Source organism: Vreelandella malpeensis, assembly GCF_020622355.1.
Classification (GTDB): domain Bacteria; phylum Pseudomonadota; class Gammaproteobacteria; order Pseudomonadales; family Halomonadaceae; genus Vreelandella; species Vreelandella malpeensis.
The window spans coordinates 77020-94634 of the sequence record NZ_WHVL01000004.1 but is presented as its reverse complement, the minus strand read 5'-3'; the positions used below and the strand labels follow the sequence as shown (position 1 = coordinate 94634).

At 61.8% G+C, this 17615-nt stretch carries 17 protein-coding genes; 1 reads left to right on the top strand and 16 read right to left on the bottom strand.

Annotation, left to right across the window (positions count from 1 at the left end; all coding sequences use genetic code 11):
- Positions 1–68 precede the first annotated feature (68 nt).
- The 16 genes from rfbA to GEV37_RS10455 all read right to left on the bottom strand — a co-directional run bounded on the left by rfbA (position 69) and on the right by GEV37_RS10455 (position 16698).
- Complete coding sequence (gene rfbA / locus GEV37_RS10530; RefSeq protein ID WP_227390213.1) at positions 69–983, bottom strand: glucose-1-phosphate thymidylyltransferase RfbA; 915 nt, start codon at positions 981–983, stop codon at positions 69–71.
- Between the two features lie 53 nt (positions 984–1036).
- Entirely contained in the window at positions 1037–1945 is a 909-nt protein-coding gene (rfbD, locus tag GEV37_RS10525; protein ID WP_227390212.1) for a dTDP-4-dehydrorhamnose reductase, read from the bottom strand.
- 153 nt (positions 1946–2098) lie between these two features.
- Positions 2099–3184: a dTDP-glucose 4,6-dehydratase gene (gene rfbB / locus GEV37_RS10520; RefSeq protein ID WP_227390211.1), complete on the bottom strand. Its 1086-nt coding sequence runs from the start codon at positions 3182–3184 to the stop codon at positions 2099–2101.
- Positions 3181–4095, bottom strand: coding sequence for an ABC transporter ATP-binding protein (locus tag GEV37_RS10515; protein ID WP_227390210.1), 915 nt, complete (start codon positions 4093–4095; stop codon positions 3181–3183). Before GEV37_RS10515 ends, rfbB begins: the two co-directional genes overlap by 4 nt.
- Positions 4096–4120: 25 nt before the next feature.
- Positions 4121–5515 carry an MBL fold metallo-hydrolase RNA specificity domain-containing protein gene (locus tag GEV37_RS10510; protein WP_227390209.1) on the bottom strand — a complete coding sequence of 465 codons (1395 nt, stop codon included), beginning with the start codon at positions 5513–5515 and terminating at the stop codon, positions 4121–4123.
- 462 nt (positions 5516–5977) lie between these two features.
- Positions 5978–7078 (bottom strand): KpsE/RkpR family capsule polysaccharide export protein, encoded by a 1101-nt coding sequence (locus GEV37_RS10505; protein WP_227390208.1) that lies wholly within the window; start codon positions 7076–7078, stop codon positions 5978–5980.
- Positions 7079–7081: 3 nt separating this feature from the next.
- Positions 7082–7891, bottom strand: a complete 810-nt coding sequence (locus tag GEV37_RS10500) for an ABC transporter permease (RefSeq protein WP_227390207.1) — start codon at positions 7889–7891, stop codon at positions 7082–7084.
- Between the two features lie 3 nt (positions 7892–7894).
- Positions 7895–9613 carry a polysaccharide biosynthesis/export family protein gene (locus GEV37_RS10495; protein ID WP_386110818.1) on the bottom strand — a complete coding sequence of 573 codons (1719 nt, stop codon included), beginning with the start codon at positions 9611–9613 and terminating at the stop codon, positions 7895–7897.
- Between the two features lie 35 nt (positions 9614–9648).
- Complete coding sequence (locus tag GEV37_RS10490) at positions 9649–10056, bottom strand: DVU3141 family protein (RefSeq protein WP_227390205.1); 408 nt, start codon at positions 10054–10056, stop codon at positions 9649–9651.
- Between the two features lie 280 nt (positions 10057–10336).
- Positions 10337–11347: a porin gene (locus GEV37_RS10485; protein WP_227390204.1), complete on the bottom strand. Its 1011-nt coding sequence runs from the start codon at positions 11345–11347 to the stop codon at positions 10337–10339.
- A gap of 175 nt (positions 11348–11522) precedes the next feature.
- Positions 11523–12617, bottom strand: coding sequence for a porin (locus GEV37_RS10480; RefSeq protein WP_227390203.1), 1095 nt, complete (start codon positions 12615–12617; stop codon positions 11523–11525).
- A gap of 262 nt (positions 12618–12879) precedes the next feature.
- The gene (locus GEV37_RS10475; RefSeq protein WP_227390202.1) at positions 12880–13566 is read right to left on the bottom strand and encodes a ProQ/FINO family protein; all 687 of its coding nucleotides are present in this window, start codon (positions 13564–13566) and stop codon (positions 12880–12882) included.
- A 20-nt stretch (positions 13567–13586) separates the two neighbouring features.
- Positions 13587–14123, bottom strand: a complete 537-nt coding sequence (locus GEV37_RS10470; protein ID WP_227390201.1) for a dihydrofolate reductase — start codon at positions 14121–14123, stop codon at positions 13587–13589.
- Positions 14120–14962 carry a thymidylate synthase gene (locus tag GEV37_RS10465; RefSeq protein WP_227390447.1) on the bottom strand — a complete coding sequence of 281 codons (843 nt, stop codon included), beginning with the start codon at positions 14960–14962 and terminating at the stop codon, positions 14120–14122. Before GEV37_RS10465 ends, GEV37_RS10470 begins: the two co-directional genes overlap by 4 nt.
- Positions 14963–15056: 94 nt before the next feature.
- Positions 15057–15848, bottom strand: coding sequence for a prolipoprotein diacylglyceryl transferase (lgt, locus tag GEV37_RS10460; RefSeq protein ID WP_227390200.1), 792 nt, complete (start codon positions 15846–15848; stop codon positions 15057–15059).
- A 52-nt stretch (positions 15849–15900) separates the two neighbouring features.
- The gene (locus GEV37_RS10455; protein WP_227390199.1) at positions 15901–16698 is read right to left on the bottom strand and encodes a sulfite exporter TauE/SafE family protein; all 798 of its coding nucleotides are present in this window, start codon (positions 16696–16698) and stop codon (positions 15901–15903) included.
- A 149-nt stretch (positions 16699–16847) separates the two neighbouring features.
- Between GEV37_RS10455 and GEV37_RS10450 the strand changes: the two genes are divergently transcribed.
- On the top strand, positions 16848–17609 hold the full coding sequence (locus GEV37_RS10450) for an NRDE family protein (RefSeq protein WP_227390198.1): 762 nt from the start codon (positions 16848–16850) through the stop codon (positions 17607–17609).
- Positions 17610–17615: the final 6 nt, after the last annotated feature.

The following is a 17615-nucleotide window of genomic DNA, read 5'->3' as shown; positions in this document are numbered from 1 at the left end:
TACACACTTAAAACACGAATATAAAAAAATAAATCAGTGGTTTATTCCGTGTCTTCCGCGGCAACCGGTTACTTTGGCAATTTTTGCTTGAGCAACCGCTGGAGGTATTGGCCGTATTGGGTTTTGGCCAGGGGTTTGGCTAGCTCGGCTAGGCGGGTGTCGTTGATCCAGCCATTTTGCCAGGCGATCTCTTCCAAACAGGCAATTTTTAGCCCTTGGCGGTGCTCGATGGTTTGTACGTATTGGCTGGCTTCCAACAGGCTGTCGTGGGTGCCGGTATCTAACCAGGCGAAGCCCCGGCCCAGGCGCTCGACCCGCAAAGCGCCCCGCTCCAGGTAGGCGTTGTTCACGCTGGTGATCTCATACTCACCCCGCTCGGAGCGCTCTACGCTCTTGGCGATCTGCACCACATCGTTGTCGTAGAAGTAGAGCCCGGTCACCGCATAGGCGGATTTCGGTTTTTTAGGCTTTTCTTCGATGGACATGGCGTTGCCGGCGTCGTCGAACTCGACCACGCCGAAGCGCTCCGGGTCCTTTACCAGGTAGCCGAATACCGTGGCACCGCTGGTTTGGCGACTGGCCCGCTTGAGCTGGTCGGAAAAGTGCTGGCCGTGGAAGATGTTGTCGCCCAGAACCAGGCAAACGGGGCTGTCGCCGATGAAACGTTCACCGATGATGAACGCCTGGGCCAGGCCATCCGGGCTTGGCTGTTCGGCGTACTCGAGGCTCAGGCCGAAGTCTTCGCCGTTGCCCAGCAGATTTTCGTACTGCGGCAGGTCTTCCGGCGTGGAGATGATCAAAATGTCGCGAATGCCTGCCAGCATCAGTACCGAGATCGGATAGTAGATCATCGGTTTATCGTAGATGGGCAGAAGCTGCTTGGAGAGGCCGCGGGTAATGGGATGCAGGCGCGTGCCGGAACCGCCGGCCAGAATGATGCCTTTTCTTCGCGAAGCGTCAGGTGTGAGGGGTGCGGTATTCATGCTGTCATCCGTGAGTATTTCCAACCCGATGGCGGGAGCGAGGGTGTCTTCACCTACGCGTTCACTCCCGGCACCTCGTGGTATTCGCCTAGCGTTAGCGCTAGCTGCTCGTCCCAAGCCGGTAGTGTGACACCCAAAGCGCCTTCGAGTTTAGTCGTTCGTAGTCGAGAGTTGAGCGGTCGCGTTGCGGGGGTGGGGTAATCCCGCGTGGCGATGGGCCGAACCTTGTCGGTGGAGATCGCAAGTGCCTGCCCCGCGTGGGCCGCCCGGCGGAATATTTCCTGGGCGAAACCGTGCCAACTGGTTTCTCCTCGCGGTGCGAGATGGTAGATGCCTTTTGGCAGACGGGGGATGAGTTGTGAGTGGTGAATGCTGAATGACATCGCGGTGACTTGGGCGATGAGGCGTGCCGGGGTGGGCGCGCCGATTTGATCGCTCACGATATCGAGCGACTCGCGCTCGCGCCCCAGGCGCAGCATGGTCTTCATGAAGTTGTGGCCTCGGGCGGCGTATACCCAACTGGTGCGAAAGATGAGGTGCTGGCAGCCGCTTCGAATAATGGCGTCGTCCCCTTCCAGCTTGGTTTGCCCGTACACGCTCAAGGGGCCGGTGGGGCTGTCTTCCTGCCAGGGCGTTTCGCCGTTACCTGGGTAAACGTAGTCGCTCGAGTAGTGCACCAGGGTAGCCTCGTGGCAGGCAGCGTACTGGGCGAGCTGTTCGGGCAGGCCTGCGTTCAGGCGCTTGGCCTGCTCGGGTTCGCTTTCGGCTCGATCGACGGCGGTGTAGGCGGCAGCGTTGAGAATGAGCGTGGGCTTGTGCTGGGCAAGGTAGGCTTCGACGGCCTGGGCGCTGGTCAGATCGAGCTCCTGGCGTGTGGGTGCCAGCACGTTGCCGAAGAGCGCGAATTGACGTTGAAGCTCGAAGCCGACCTGGCCGCTTCCGCCGGTGATGAAGATGTTCATGGGAAATCCTTTTCGGGCGCGTGTTGCTTGGGCTGTATTGCAGTGGCGGCTTTGGCAGCGCTAAGCGTGCTGCTTTCGCGGGTGCGCTGGCGCTTACCACGCGCTACGGGGTGCTCAGCCAGTGCCTTTACCCCTTTTACATACAGTATGGGGTCACAAGCTGCCCAAGCGCTGGCCTTGGTAACTGCCGTCTTGTACGCGTTTCCACCAGGCCTGGTTGTCCAGGTACCACTGCACGGTCTTGCGCAGGCCGGTCTCGAAGGTTTCCTGGGGCGTCCAGCCCAGCTCGCGTTCGATCTTGCCGGCATCGATGGCGTAGCGTATGTCGTGCCCCGGGCGGTCGGTGACGAAGGTGATCAGGTCACGGTAGGCCGTCTCCTGGGGAACCAGCTCTTGCAGCAGGTCACACAGCATTTCGACGACCGTGAGATTCGCTTTTTCGTTATGCCCACCGATATTGTAGGTCTCTCCGATCTGCCCCTTCGTTGCGACCTCGATGAGCGCACGAGCGTGGTCTTCCACGTAGAGCCAATCGCGAATCTGCTGGCCATCGCCGTAGACCGGCAGGGGCTTGCCGGCCAGGGCGTTGAGAATCATCAGCGGTATCAGCTTTTCCGGGAAGTGATACGGGCCGTAGTTGTTCGAGCAGTTGGTGATCAGCGTGGGCAAGCCATACGTGCGCTGCCAGGCGCGAACGAGGTGGTCGGAGCTTGCCTTGCTGGCGGAATAGGGCGAGCTCGGCGCGTAGGGCGTCTGTTCGGTGAAGAGCTCCTCGGTGCCTTCCAGGTCGCCGTACACTTCGTCGGTGCTGATATGGTGAAAACGAAACGCCGCCTTGCGCTCGGCGTCGAGCCCCGCCCAGTACGTGCGGGCGGCTTCCAGCAGCACGGTGGTGCCTACCACGTTGGTTTGAATGAAGGCAGCGGGCCCGTCGATGGAGCGGTCCACGTGGCTTTCCGCCGCCAGGTGCATCACCACATCGGGCTGGTACGTTGCAAAGATGCGCGCCATGGCGGCGGCATCGCCGATATCGGCCCGCTCGAAGGCGTAACGCTCGCCGGGTTCGATACCGGGCAGAGACTCCAGGTTGCCGGCATACGTCAGCTTATCGACATTGACGATGCGATGCGAGGTGTTGCGCTTGAGCTCACGTATCACGGCAGAGCCGATGAAGCCTGCGCCGCCGGTAATCAGAAACGTCTTGATGGTGGGTTCCTTGCTCGTCTTGAGATGCGTCATGCGGTCTTTTTCTTGGCGTTGCGCTGCTTTTCTTCCAGCGCTTCCAGATGCAGGCGGGCCTCGCGGGCCGTCTTGCCGGCAGTGTTGACCTCTTGCCTGGCGGCCTTGATGCGCTCGCTGGGGGCGCCGTCGTCTTCAAGCTCCTGCAGGGTTTCCTGGGCGCCTTTCAGCATTTGGTGGCAATCGGCCAGATAGCGCCGCGCGCCGTCCACGCTCATGGGCAGCTCGCTTTCGCCGGCCTGTTTACGGGCATCCACATCGACGTGGTAGGCGGCAATGGCTTCGTTGATATCGTCGTACCAGAAAGCGCCGCCCCCCTTGAGGTAAAGCCCCGCCTGGCACAGGTCTTTCAGGATGCCTTCGCCGTGAGACACCATGATCAGCGATGCCTGCCCCACCTTGGACTGGAACAGTTTCTTGGCTTTCTCCTTGAAGGCGCGGTCGCCCACGGCGGTGGCTTCATCGGAAATGTAGACATCAAAATCGAAGGCGAAGGAGAGCCCGAACGAGATGCGCGAGCGCATGCCGGAGGAGTAGGTGCGAATGGGTTCGTCGAAGGCGCTGCCGATCTCGGCGAAGTCTTCGACGAAAGCAATGACCCGCTCGACCTCCTTGGCGCTGCTGCCCTGCACGCGCGCCACGAACTTGACGTTCTGGCGCCCGGTCATGCTGCTGGCCATGCCGCCAGAAAGCCCCACCGGCCAGGAAACGCGGCTATGGCGAATCACTTCGCCACGCTCGGGCTTGTCCATTCCGGCAATCAGGCGCAAGAGCGTGGATTTACCTGCGCCGTTGGCGCCGATCAGGCCTACGCTCACCCCGGTGGGGATAGTGATATTGATGTCTTTCAGCACCCAGTCGCTACCGTGATGGTTGTGGTAGCGCTTGTAGAGATTCTTGATTTCGATCATGGGGTCGTATGCCAGATGCGCGTGGTTACGATGCGTTGCGTATGGAGACGGGCTTGCCCTTTCGTGCGTACATCGCCTCGAGCTCGGCCTTGAGCGCCAGCCGGGCGGCGCGTTCGCCATGCACCAGATGAATGGTGCTGGGCCAGCGGCGCATGCGCTTGACGAAATCGAGCAGGTTCGTTTGGTCGGCGTGGGCGGAGTAGCCGCTGATACTGGTCACACCCGCCTTGATGTCGATGCGCTCGCCGTCGAGTTCTACCCAGCCGCCCTGCGGGCCGTACTCCTGAATGGCGCGGCCCGGGGTGCCCGCGCCCTGGTAACCCACGAACAGTACCTGGTGGCGTGCATCATTCAGCATGGCTTTCAGGTAGTTCATGATACGCCCGCCGGTGCACATGCCGCTGGCGGCGATCACCACGGCGGGCCGACCGGTGCGCGCCAGGTACTCGACCGTTCGCTCGTGTTCCTGGTGGTCGCCCACGGTGTAGAGGTTGGCGAAGTTCAGCGGGTGGCGGCCGCTTTTCAGGCGCGCCTGGGCCTCGTCGTCCCAATAGGGCTTGAGCTCGCGATACACCTGGGTGAAGCGGGCGGCCAGGGGGGAGTCAACGATGATCTCGAGTTCCTTCCAGCGGCTTTTGCGGGCCTCGAAGATGATGCTTTCGAGCTCATATAGAAGCTCTTGCGTTCGGCCGATACTGAAGGCGGGCACCATGACCGTACCGCCGTTTGTCAGCGCCTGTTCGATGGCGCGCTTGAGGACCGCCCGGCGGTTTTCGCGATTGGGGTGGGTGCGATGGCCGTAAGTGCTTTCCAGCACCAGATGGTCGCAGCCGTGGGGCGACTGCGGCGCAGGCAGCAAAGGCGCGTGGGGTGCGCCGAGATCTCCCGAGAAGACCCAGCGCTCTTTTTGCCGGGTCGTGTGATCCTGGTGGCTGATATCCACGTAGCACGAACCCAGTATGTGCCCTGCCCTTTTGAGCTTGATGCGGGTCTTGATGTCGCCGTCGTCGACCACCGTGTGCCACTGGTGGTAATCGAGGCTGACGATCTGCGATTCGAGCTGGGCCTGGAAGCGCTCGATCAGTTGGGCATTGCGGGTGAAGCCGATCTTGAGCGCGTCTTCGATCACCAGCGGCAGCAGTTTGGCGGAAGGCTTGGAGCAGATGATAGGGCCTTTGAAGCCCGCCGCCAGCAGGTATGGCAGGCGGCCTACGTGGTCGATATGCACGTGGGTGACGATGAGTGCCTTCAGCGTGCTGATATCGAACTCGATCTTGAGCTGCTCGAAGGTGTCTTCGCGGGCGTCATCCCCCTGGAACAGGCCGCAATCCACGAGCAGCGAGTGTTCGCCATTCAGCACGAGCTGGTGGCAGCTGCCGGTGACGCCGGTGGCACCGCCGTGGTGGAGGATGTTCGGCATGGTTCACCTTTTCTTTCGTGGCGAGGCCGGGCGGCTGGCGCCGCCTTCGCGCCGGGCCGTCGCTACGGGTGCCTCGCTGTCGCTCGTTACGCCGCGCTACGGGGTGTATTCCTTCCGCGTTGTGGGCACATTTTTCCGCGCTATGGGGGCACATTCCCGTAGCGCGGGTAAGCCGAAGGGCGCACCCGCGAAAGGCAGCGCGAAGCGGTGCTCCAGGTTGCGTGGCGCGGCCGGGCGGCTGGTCGCCGCCATCGCGGGTGCCTCGCTGTCGCTCGTTACGCCGCGCTACGGGTACATTCCTTCCGGGTTGTCGTTGCACTATCGGGCGGCTGGCGCCGCCACGCGGGTGCCTCGCTGGCGCTCGTTACGCCGCGCTACGGGGTGTGGCGGTATTCGTAGCGCGGGTAAGCCGCAGAGCGCACCCGCGGAAGGCAGCGCGTAGCGGTGCTTGGGTTGCCAACCTCAGTCGCGGTGGTCCTTCACGATCATGATGATCATGCTGAGGATGAAGGCGAGGAAGATGGTGATGATCGCGAAGACCGTGGCGTTGTACAGGCGGTTGGGTTCGGTCGGGTATTCCGGGTAGAGCGGGCTTTGCAGTACGCTGACCTGCTTGAGCTGGCGAGCGGCCTCGAGCCGGGTATTTTCGAGGGCGGCCAGGGCGCTCGAGTAGGTTTCCTGGGCGAACTGGGCCTGAAGCTCCAGGGTTTCGTATTCCGCCGATACCCGGTTGAGCGCGCCGCCGGCCGCCTGGGCCAGGCGTTCGCTTTGCTCGCCGATCTGGTCTCGCAGCGCCGTGATGTTGCGCTCTACCTGGCGAAGCTCGGCGGATTGCGAGCTTTGAAAGCTTGCCAGGGCATCGCGCTGCGCCTGCAGCCGGGCCAGGTCACCTTCCAGGGTGGCGACTACCTGGTTCAGGCTTTCCACCGTGGCGGTCGGGGATACCAGGCCGTACTCGTTCTGGAAATCCAGAAGCTCCGAGCGCGTGTCGCGAAAGCGCTCTTCCAGGCGAACCATTTGCTGTTCCAGAAAGCGCACCTGCTCGTCTGCGAGCCGGTGTCCCATCTGGTTCATATGGTCTTCGCCGGCATCCAGCAGCATCTGCGCCATGTCATGGGCGAACTCGGGGGTATAGCCCTGCACTTCTACGTTGAGTACGCCGGCGTACTCATCGAGCTCGATGTTGACCCGGCGCAGGTAGTACTGATGCAGCTCCTCGATGGGGGCGTTGGCGTTCCACAGGGTGGCGAAAATATCCCCGTGTTCGCTGTAGTGCTTGCGAAAATCCAGCGCTTCGTCCAGGCGGCGAAGCATATCTACGGATAACAGGTGCTCGCGCAGCAGCAGCAGATCGTGCGTATTGCCCCCGCCCCCGCTGCCCATGAGCGACGACAAGCTGAATTCCGGTGTGGCGACTTGGGGGCTATCCAGTACCACGGTGGCCCGGGATACGTAGCGCTCCTGCGCCCAGACGAACCAGTAAAAGGACACCAGCAAAATGGCCAGAATCGCAACGGCCCAATGGGGCGACTTGGTGATAAAACGGCGAAGTGACGCTTGCATGAATTAGCTTGCCTTCAAACGATCGATAAAGCGCAGGTGCATGACCAGCCCCAGGGCGATGAGCGAGAACGTGAATAGCCAGAAATAGAGCATGCTGGTGCCGGGCACGACGTGGTAGTTGTCGAAAAATCCGAGACGCAGCGTTTCCAGCCCATGGGGGATGGGGTTGAGCATCAGGTATTCGAGCAACCAGTGCGGCAGGCTGTTGAGCGGCAAGATGACACCGGACAACAGCATGAGCGGTAGCGACAGCATGCGGATGACCTTGCCTACTTCGGGCACCAGCGAAGCCGCGACCGAGGTGAAAAGGCCCAGGCCCAGCCCCAGGCTCCATAAGGAAAACCAGGCGGCCATGACGCGAATGGTGTTGTCCGGGTACATGTCCTGACCCAGCATCAACGCGCCGACGATCAAGATCAGGAACACGAGCGAGCGCAGCATGCCTTCCAGGAAGTTTCTCACGATGACCGGGTCCACCGGCTGCACCTGACGATACGCGAACAGCGCCTTGTTGGAGTCCACCGCGCCCATGCCGCGCATCATGCCCTCACGCACGAGGGTAAAGCCCATCAAACCGGCGATCAGCCAAGGAATGAACTCGGCGTTCATGATGAGGCGATCCCCGCGGATGAAGCTTCGTACGCCAATCATGATTCCCACGAAGGCGACCGGCTCGAAGATCATCCAGAACCAGCCCATGCGGTCCGCCATGGTGCGTGAGATGGCCTCGCGCATGAACATGGCGTACCACACGCTACGGGTGACTTGCCAGGGCGTACGTGCGCCGAGAGCTTTCGTCGGGTTCTCCGCCATGATCTACAGGTCCAGTACGACTCGAGTGGTCACGGCGATCTGGAACAGCATTTCCATGATGGTCGAGGCGAACTGCAGGTTGTGGCTCGGCACCTTGGGCATGACGAGGATTTCATCGCCCGGGCGCAGCGGTGAGTTCCTGGCGTGTTCGACGGCACCGTTCTGGCGCACCAGTAGAATCTGGTCCTCGTTGGCGCGTTCGGTAAAGCCGCCGGCACCATTGACATAGTCGATGACACTCATGCCTGGACGATAGACCACGGCCTGGGGCACGAGCACTTCACCGCTGAGCAGCACGGAGTCGCTGATTTCTGGAATGGTGATGACATCACCGTCTTGCAGACGAATATCGGAAATCTGACCGTTCTGGGCGACCACGAGCGTGCCACTGGGCTCGAGATCGCGGGCACGCTGGATGAAGCGCTCGATCAGCTCGGCTTCGCGCAGGCGGATCTGGGCTTCTTCGTCGGTGCGAGAGGTCGCGCCCAGATAGGTGGTTTCCAGGCGGCGCAGGCTGTCTTCCAGCGACTGCTCCTGCTGGCGGCGTACGCTTTCGCGGCGCAGCGAGACGCTCTCCACTGCGGTCAGGTTCTGGGGTACCGAAATGGCGTCAAGCAGCTCGCTCAGGCGAGCGTTGCGTGGCAGCGCGTAGCGCGAGGGACCATAGTAGCTACCCTCCACTTCCACCACGATGGTCTCGCTGCGCTGGTCGGCACTGAAGGTCACTTCATCGCCGCTGCGAATGGTCTGGCCGGAGAACAGGGCCAGGGGGAAATACTGGGCGATGGGGCCACTGGGGCGATCACCGCGCAGCAATACGTGAGAAACGCCGCTTCTCAGCCGCGCCAAGTTGACGAGTTCCGCGCCGCTCAAGGTGTTGCTGGTCAGCTCGTAGCGCAGCTCGCGATGAACGTCGCCCACCACGGCAATCGCCGGGCCGCGCTCCTCGACCACGATGGTATCGCCGTCCTGGAACTGCGGGCGGGGAATGGTGCCGTTGATGAGAAAGTCGTAAAGGTCGACGGTGGCGATCTGGTTACCGTTGCGCAGCACGCGGATCTGGCGGTAACTGCCCAGGTCCTGATCGATGCCGCCGGCCTGATCGAGGAAGTAGAGCAGCGAGTCGTCCGGCGTGCCGGCGTAGCGGCCCGGGTTTTCGACGTAGCCAGTCACGTAGACGGCTACCGGTTGCACGCCTTGCAGGTTGGTGTAGACCTCGACGTTGTCCGGGTAGACGGAGGTGATGGCCTGGCGAACGCTGTTGTCCACCTGTTGGCTGCTCTGGCCTTCCACGTTCAAGGGGCCGGAGCCGGGAATGAAGATGTTGCCCTGGGCATCCACCGGAAGCGTGCGGTCAAGCTCGAAAGCCCCCCAGGCGCGTACGGTGACCTGATCACCGGGCTTGATGCGATAATCGCTGTTCAGACCGTCACCAATGGCACCACGAAAGCCGCCAGTGAACAGGTTGAAGCCGAACGGCGGCAGCATGTCCGGGTTTTGTGGCTGGGTGCTGGGCACCGGGCCGTAAGTGCCGCTTCGCCAATCTGCGCGCGGAGTGTCGTCGACCTGTTCCTGGCCCGAGTTCTGGCCTTGGCCGGCGCCTGACGACTGGCCGCTGCGCTGACCGGATATCGTATCGCTGGGCAAGCTCAGCAACTGGGCCTGGGCGGTGCTGCCGAAGGCAAGCAGGCACGTGAGGGAAACGGTAGCGAGCCCTTTCATCCAACGTGCGGGCTTATCCATGGAAAGCATGTTCATCAAAAGCGCCCTTCTACCGTTTGTGTCACTACCCGCTGGTTCACCCAGCCGTTGTCCGTCTTGCACACCAGGCCGCGGCGAGTATCGCCGCCCATGGCCACGATCTGCAGTTGGCGGCACTCTCGGCCACTGGCCGCCAGGTAAGGGGCATCGGCAATGATCTCGACATTGTCGCCCCAAGGGCTTCTTGCCGCGCTCGTCACACCGCCGGCGGGAGACTGTTCCAGAAAGCCGTTGATATTGGCGTCGCCAATGGCCTTGGCGCTGTCGTTGTTCAGCGCGTACCGAGGTGACTGCGACGCGCTGCCCGAGGGGTAGCTGGTGGCGCAGCCGCTGATCAAGGCAAGAGTGAGTGCGCCGAGCAACAGGCGCACGGTCGACAGATTGTCACGTGGTGAAAATGGCATATTGGTTCCCAGAAAAGAGGCACGCTACCGCCCGGGGATCGAACCGGGCGTTTTCCCTTGCCCTACATGTTACCTGATTGAAAAAGATAGGCGCGCCAACCCAGCGCTCATGTCAGCCGGTCATTGTAAGTGATTACTCTCCCCCGCTCTACATCGACAAAACTTTTACAAGGAAGCGATACAAGGAAGTGATGACAGAAATCGACGCCACCATTGCTGCATGAAAAAAGCCGGCCCAGTGATGGGCCGGCTAATGCACAGGTGCAAGATGACCAAAGCGTCAGAAGAGATAGCGTGCGCCAGTGACCCAGTACATGTTCGAGGAGGAGTTGCGCATGGCCGGGGCATCTCCGTCAGCCAGCTCCAGAAACAGGTCGAAATCGCTGGTCAGCGCGTAGTAACCGCCGGCTGCCCAGGCGTCACTGCTGGAAGTGTTGTCACGCTCTACCCGGTAGTAGTCGGCATTGAACGCCCAGGGTCCCGTGGTATAGGTTCCACCGATCCCGTAGGAATCGAAACCGCCCCCATATTCGCTGCTATCCGCCTGGGTTTCGATACCCAGGCGCGCAACGAACTGGTCATCGAACTTGTAGGCGCCGGATGCGCCGTAGAGCGCCTTGCCGTTGCCCCCACCACGCACCACGTTATCGACCGCGCCCAACGCCAGCGTGAGCGGCCCCTGCTGGTAGCGAATACCGCCCTGCGCGGCGGTGACGCTGCCTTCGGCGCTCTGCTCCTGCTCGGTGAGACCCCGTTCGCTGTAGTGCTTGAGCTGCACGAAGGTAGTGAAGCCATTGACTTCCGGCGTGTAGTAACCGATGGAGTCACCGCGCGACTGGATATTGCTCGAACTGAACAAGAGCCCGCGATCCTGATAGACATCGAACGGTGAGATGACGTTCTGGAAATAGAGGCTGTTGAAATTGCCCGCCATGACCGTGCCGAAACGCTCGCTCGCAAGCCCCAGGTAGCTTTGCCGGGTTTCCCTGAAGGCCTGACCGACGGTTCGCTCGTCGCCGGCGAAACGCCACTCCAGATGACCAAAAGCGGTGAGATCGGGGTTGATCTGCTGACTCAAGCGAAAGCCCAGACGCGAATAGACATCGACGAACTCGGGATCGTTGTCGATGCGGTTTCCCTCGACATCCCGACCCGGGCCGCCGCCGGCGACACCGATCGAGATGCGACCGTAAATATCCACTTGGGTGTCGTTTTCATCGTAGAGGGTAGCGGCCTGCACAAAAGTGCTTGTACTCAATGCCAATGCGGCGAGCGTGAATGGGTACTTCATGACTTTCCTTGCATGATTATTGAACGAATCATCCAGCGATAAAATATGTTATAACATTTCAAAAAAAGATGAAAGTGCACGTAACATGGTTACTTACGATGATCGAACATAAAAAAACCGGCCCTTTTGGGCCGGTTCTATCTAGCTTCAGGTATTACTTTTCAAGCACCAGGGCTTAGAAGAAGTAACGAGCGCCTGTCAGCCAGTATACGTCGTCGGTCAGGCTGTCGATGGTGTCACCGAAGCTGTCATTACGGCTGATGCGCGGTGCATCGGCGTCGGCCACTTCAACGAATACGTCGAAGTTGCTGGAGACGTTGTAGTAGGCACCGGTAGACCAGGCACGGCTGGTTTCGGCATCGTCACGCTCGATGTTGTAGTAATCGAGGTTGAATGCCCACGGGCCAGTGGTGAAAGTACCACCTACGCCTACGGTGTCATAACCGCCGCCACGAGTCTCGTCGACACCCACGACGTCATTGCTGTTCTCACGACCTTCGTAGCCCAGGCGAGCAGAGAACTGGTCGGTGAAGTCGTAGGAGCCGATCAGGCCGTACATCATTTCGCCGTTACCGCCGCCACGAACGACGTCGTCAACGAAACCAAGACCAACGGTCACAGGACCTTGTGCGTAACGAACACCACCTTGTGCGGCAGTCACGTTACCTTGATCGGTAGTTTCACGAACGAAGCCCAGCTCCGGGTTGGTTTCGTCAACCAGACCGCGCTCGCTGTAGTGCTTGCCTTGCAGGAAGACGGTGAAGCCTTCGAGGTCCGGCGTGTAGTAACCGATGGAGTCGCCGCGAGACTGCTTCGGGTGACCCGCGAAGTACAGGCCCTGGTCGACGTAGACGTCGAACGGCAGAGAAACGAACTGGTTGTAGAAGCTGTCGAAGTTACCGCCCTGGAAAGTACCGTACTGCTGGCTGGTGATACCCAGGTAGGACTGGCGAGTTTCGCGGAAGGCTTCGCCGGTGCGACGCTCGTCAGCGCGGAAACGCCACTCGAGACGACCGAAGGCGGTCAGGTCGGAGGTGATTTCCTGGCTCAGACGGAAACCCAGACGAGAGAAGACGTCGACGAATTCAACATCGTTATCGATTTTCGCGCCGGCATCGTTGTACTCGGGGCCGCCACCGGCAACACCGAGAGCGATACGGCCGTACAGGTCAACCTTGGTGCCGTCTTCGTCGTAAACAGTGGCTGCTTGAGCGGCAGCAGAGGCGCCCAGGGCACCGATGACAGCAGTCGCTAAAAGTGTCTTTTTCATGATGTAGGTTCCTTAACTAGCTTACTGTTTCGATCGTTTCTGCCGGGCTTTTCCAAACCCCCGCAGGTGGCTTCTGGAACATGCTCTTCTGCCATTCGCCGGTTTCTTGGCGATATGTGGCATGCCCTCAAATCAGCCTTGTTATAGTCCAATGCTCGCAAGCCAAACTCTATACTGGGATTCCGGGGAACGCAATAGAAAAAAACAGTGTTCTTTTATTATTCGCGATTTTTTATGGAACCCTGGAGGCCTCTTGCGAGTCTCAGCGCCCTTCGAACTTCTGCATCAACCCTTTTATTTTTTCTTCCATCGTCAGTGGCGCCTTTGCTTCTTCGACCCGTTGCCCTTCGTCTTTCGACCGAGACGGTTGGTCGTGCCCGGCCTGCTGGCGAGCCTCTTTTCGCGCCGACACGGAGGAATTGCCGGTCTTCTTGAAGGCAGATTTGGCGGGCTCGTCGCCTACCTGCTCCTTGCGCCGCTCGCTTGCGTGAAGCGAGGCTTCCTTGTCGACGATACCCGCAGGCTGGCCATCGAGGTCCACTCGCTCGGCGCCTTCACGCATGGATTTGACGTAGCGCGGCAGGTTGACGTAATTGGCCAGGGCCCGACGTATCAACTTGCCGGACCACGGCTCGCGCTGAGCCAGATCGATATGGATGCCCACCTTGAGCGGTTTGGTGTGACCCTTGAAGAAAGCCTGCGGGTAGCGCTCGTACCACTGCTTCAAAAGCGCGTGGGGCGAAGGAGGCGCCTCGGCCCGCGTGGCAGTCTCGGGCGCCGATGCCGGCGTTTCTTCGGCGGGCGATGTGGCCGCCAAGGGGCGTTCGAGTACGTGCGCGAGCTGCTCTTTCAGGCGAGCGTTCTCCCGGCGCAGTTGCTCGAGCTCTTGCTGGGTACCCGCGAGATGCGTTTCCAGTGATTCGATCAGGTTCAGTACGCTGGCGGCCATGGCGCCCTCCTTGGAGCTGACTAGTCGGCTATGCGCTCGTAAACGACGAAATCGTACCGGGGCTGCCCCTCGCCGGGGCTACCCGCCACGCGCTGCACTTCTCGAAACGATGAAAGGGGGATTTCCGGAAAGGTGGTATCGCCTTCGACCTCGACCTCGACCTCGGTCACGTAGAGACGCTGCGCGATGGGCAACGCCTGGCGGTAGATCTCGCCGCCGCCCATCACCATGATCTCTTCCGCTGCCTCGATGGTGGCCTGCTGATCGGCAAGCTCGAGCGCCTGCGAGAGATCGTGGCAGACGCGAATGCCTTCGGCCATGAAGGCGTCGTCACGCGTGACGACGATGTTCAGGCGGTTGGGCAAGGGCTTGCCGATCGAAGCAAACGTCTTGCGCCCCATCACCAGGGGCTTGGCCTGGGTCATGCGCTTGAAGAACTTGAGGTCCTCCGGAAGGTACCAGGGCAGCTTGCCTTCGACGCCGATCACGCCATTTTTCGCCATGGCGACGATCATCGCCACCGGTACCAGAGGCTCGTATAAGGAGCGCTGAGTCATACGGCCACCTTCGCCTTGATGTGGGGATGGGCTTCGTAGTCGTCGATACGAATGTCGTCGAAGGTGAAATCGAACAGATCGCGCACTTCCGGATTGAGCCACAGCGTGGGCGGGCTCAGCGGTGCGCGGGAGAGCTGCTCTTTGGCCTGTTCGACGTGATTGCTGTAAAGGTGCGCATCGCCCAGGGTGTGAACGAACTCGCCGGGCTCGAGCCCGCACACCTGGGCCACCATGGCGGTCAGCAACGCATAGCTTGCGATATTGAACGGAACGCCCAGAAAGATATCGGCGCTGCGCTGGTAGAGCTGACAGGAAAGGCGGCCGTCGGCCACGTAGAACTGGAACAGGCAGTGGCACGGCGGCAGCTTCATTTCGTCCACCTGGGCCGGGTTCCAGGCCGAGACGATGAGCCGACGCGACTGCGGGTTGGTGCGAATCTGCTCCAGCACCTGGGCGATCTGGTCGACGCTTTCACCGCCTTTCGGGCTGGGCCAGCTGCGCCACTGGTAGCCGTAGACCGGGCCCAGGTCACCGTTCTCGTCGGCCCATTCATCCCAGATGCGCACGCCGTGCTCTTTCAAGTAGCCGATGTTGGTGTCGCCCTTCAGAAACCACAAAAGCTCATGAATGATCGAGCGCAGATGCAGCTTCTTGGTGGTCAACAGCGGAAACCCGCGCGCCAGGTCGAAGCGCATCTGATGGCCGAAGATCGAGCGCGTGCCCACGCCGGTACGATCATCGCGATCGACGCCCTGCTCCAGCACGGTGCGCATGAGGTCGAGATAGGGCTGTTCGAGCGCGGCGGTGGGAGCGGCTTGGGGCGAAGCGGCAGGCATCATTGCAGTCACAGGGTGTCCAGAGTCGAAAGTCGTTGAAGGCTGTATTCTAGGCGGCGGCGCGTCAGAGATGCAACGCCGCCCGAGAACGCACGATTCAAACGCGCTTGGCGTCGATCGGGTTGCTGCGCGACCACACCATGAACGCCACGCCCAGCGCGATCATGGGAAGCGTCAGCAGCATGCCCATGGTCACCCAGCCAAAGGCAATGAAGCCGATGTGCGCGTCCGGCAGGCGCACGAACTCGACCAGAAAGCGAAACGCACCGTAGCCGAGCAGGAACAGGCCCGACACGAAACCGCGCGCCCGGGGTTTGGCGGAGACCCACCAGAGAATGACGAAGAGCACCAGCCCCTCGAGCAGCGCCTCATAAAGCGCCGAAGGATGACGAGGCTCCGGCCCCATGCCGGGAAACGGCATCGCCCAGGGCAGCGAGGAGACGCGCCCGGGCAGCTCGTGGTTGATGAAGTTGCCGATGCGCCCGGCGCCCAGGCCGATCGGCACCAGCGGAGCAATGAAATCGGTCAGAGTGAAGAAGGCCAGCTTCTTGCGCCGCGCGAACAGCCACGCGGCCAGCAGTACGCCGATCAGGCCGCCATGAAAGCTCATGCCACCGTCCCAGACGCGGAAGACCCATAGCGGGTCGGCGGCCCACTGACCCAGGCCGTAGAAGAAGGCGTAGCCCAGGCGGCCACCTGCCACCACCCCGATGGCGCAGTAGAACAGCAGATCGCTGATGTCGTCGTTGGTCAGCCCGATACGCGAGGCACGCTTGCAGCCGAGCCACCAGGCGGCCACGAAGCCCACCACGTACATCAGGCCATACCAGTGCACCTGTAAAGGCCCGAGGGAAATTGCCACGGGGTCAATCGCGGGATAGTTGATCATCAGCCGTCTCTATGTAAGCGAACCAGTAATAGCCGTGGGCGAGCCTTGGGTTTCAGCCAAGCACGAAACGCAGCCCGACCACGGCCAGCAGCAGCGCAAAGGATAACCGCAATACGCGCGCAGGCAAGACGTGGGCGAGCTTCACCCCCACGCGGGCGAAGGGGACGCTCGCCAGCACGATGCCGAAGAACGCCGGCCACATGATGAACCCCGTGGCCCAGGCGGGAAGCAAGGGATTGCCCCACCCCACCACCACGAAGGTGAGCGCGCCCACCAGGGCGATGGGCAGCCCGCAGGCCGCCGAGGTACCCACGGCCTGGGTCATGGTGGCGCCGCAGCGCGAAAGCCAGGGTACGGTCATCGCCCCGCCACCAATGCCGAACAGCGCCGAGATCGCCCCGACCACGCCGCCGGCGAGGGTCATGGCAACCCTGCCCGGCGCCAGGCTACCGGGCCTGGGCTTGAGCCCGAACACCATCTTGGCGGCCAGGAGCAGCACGAATACGCCGAATAGCGTACCCAGGACCGTGCCGGAAAGATTGCCCGCTATGAACACGCCGCCGATGGCGCCGAGCATCAACCCCGGCAGCAGCGCCATGAACCACCCCTTGTGGATGCTGCCCTTGCGGTAATGGCCGAGCGTGGAGGAGGCGCCGGTGACCACGATGGTGGCCAGCGACGTGCCCACCGCCAGATGCATGGCAATTTCCGGCGCCACGCCTTGCAGGCCGAAGGCGAACACCAGTGCCGGCACGATGATCAACCCGCCACCGACGCCGAACAGCCCCGCCATGGTGCCGGCGGCCGCTCCCAGCGCCAGGTAGCCGAAAAGGGTGAGGGCGATACTCATGGCGCGAAATTCTCCGTTGGCAGGAAAGTGAGAGCGGCGATGATACCATCAACCTTTTCCGAGAGCGCGGGCGACCCGCCCTGCCACGCAACCAAGCCACTACGACCATGTGCTTAAAACTATGTGCTTAAAACTATGTGCTTAAAAACATGTGCCTGATTACCTTTGCCTGGCGCCCCGACAGCGCCACGCCCTTGAAGCTCGCCGGCAATCGCGACGAGTTCCACGCTCGCCCGACCGCGCCGCTCGACTACTGGCAGGACGCGCCCGGGCTTCTCGGCGGGCGCGACCTGCTGGCCGGCGGCACCTGGCTTGCGGCCAACGCCCAGGGCCGGGTCGCCGCCTTGACCAACGTGCGAGAGCCCGCCGCCGCGCTCCCTGCCAGCGCCCCCAGCCGGGGCGAACTCGTCGCCCGCGCGCTGCAGGCCGATGACCTCGAGGCCTGGCTGCGCGCTATGGCCCGGGAGGAAGCGCAGCGCTTTGCCGGCTTCAACCTGCTGGTGGCCCAGCACGATGCGCTCTGGCACCTGCACCGCAGCGCATCGGGCGTCACCTTTGATCGCGTGGCGCCGGGCGTGCACGGGCTCTCCAACGCCACGCTGGATACGCCCTGGCCGAAGCTCACCGCCGCGCGCCGGGCGCTCGAATGTGCAGGAAAGAACTGGCGCGAAGCCACCCGGCAGGCGCTGCACGATACGCGCCCGGCACCGGACGATGTCCTGCCCGATACCGGCGTGGCGCTTGCGCTCGAACGCCGCCTGTCGGCGGCGTTCATCGAAGGCGAGGAGTACGGCACTCGGGCAACGACCTGGCTGAGCCTGGATCATCGCGGCGGGGTCTGCATCACCGAGCAGCGCTTCGGCCCGCTGGGCCGGCTCACAGGTGAAACCACCCTGCGCCAGCCTCGTTAGAAGGCC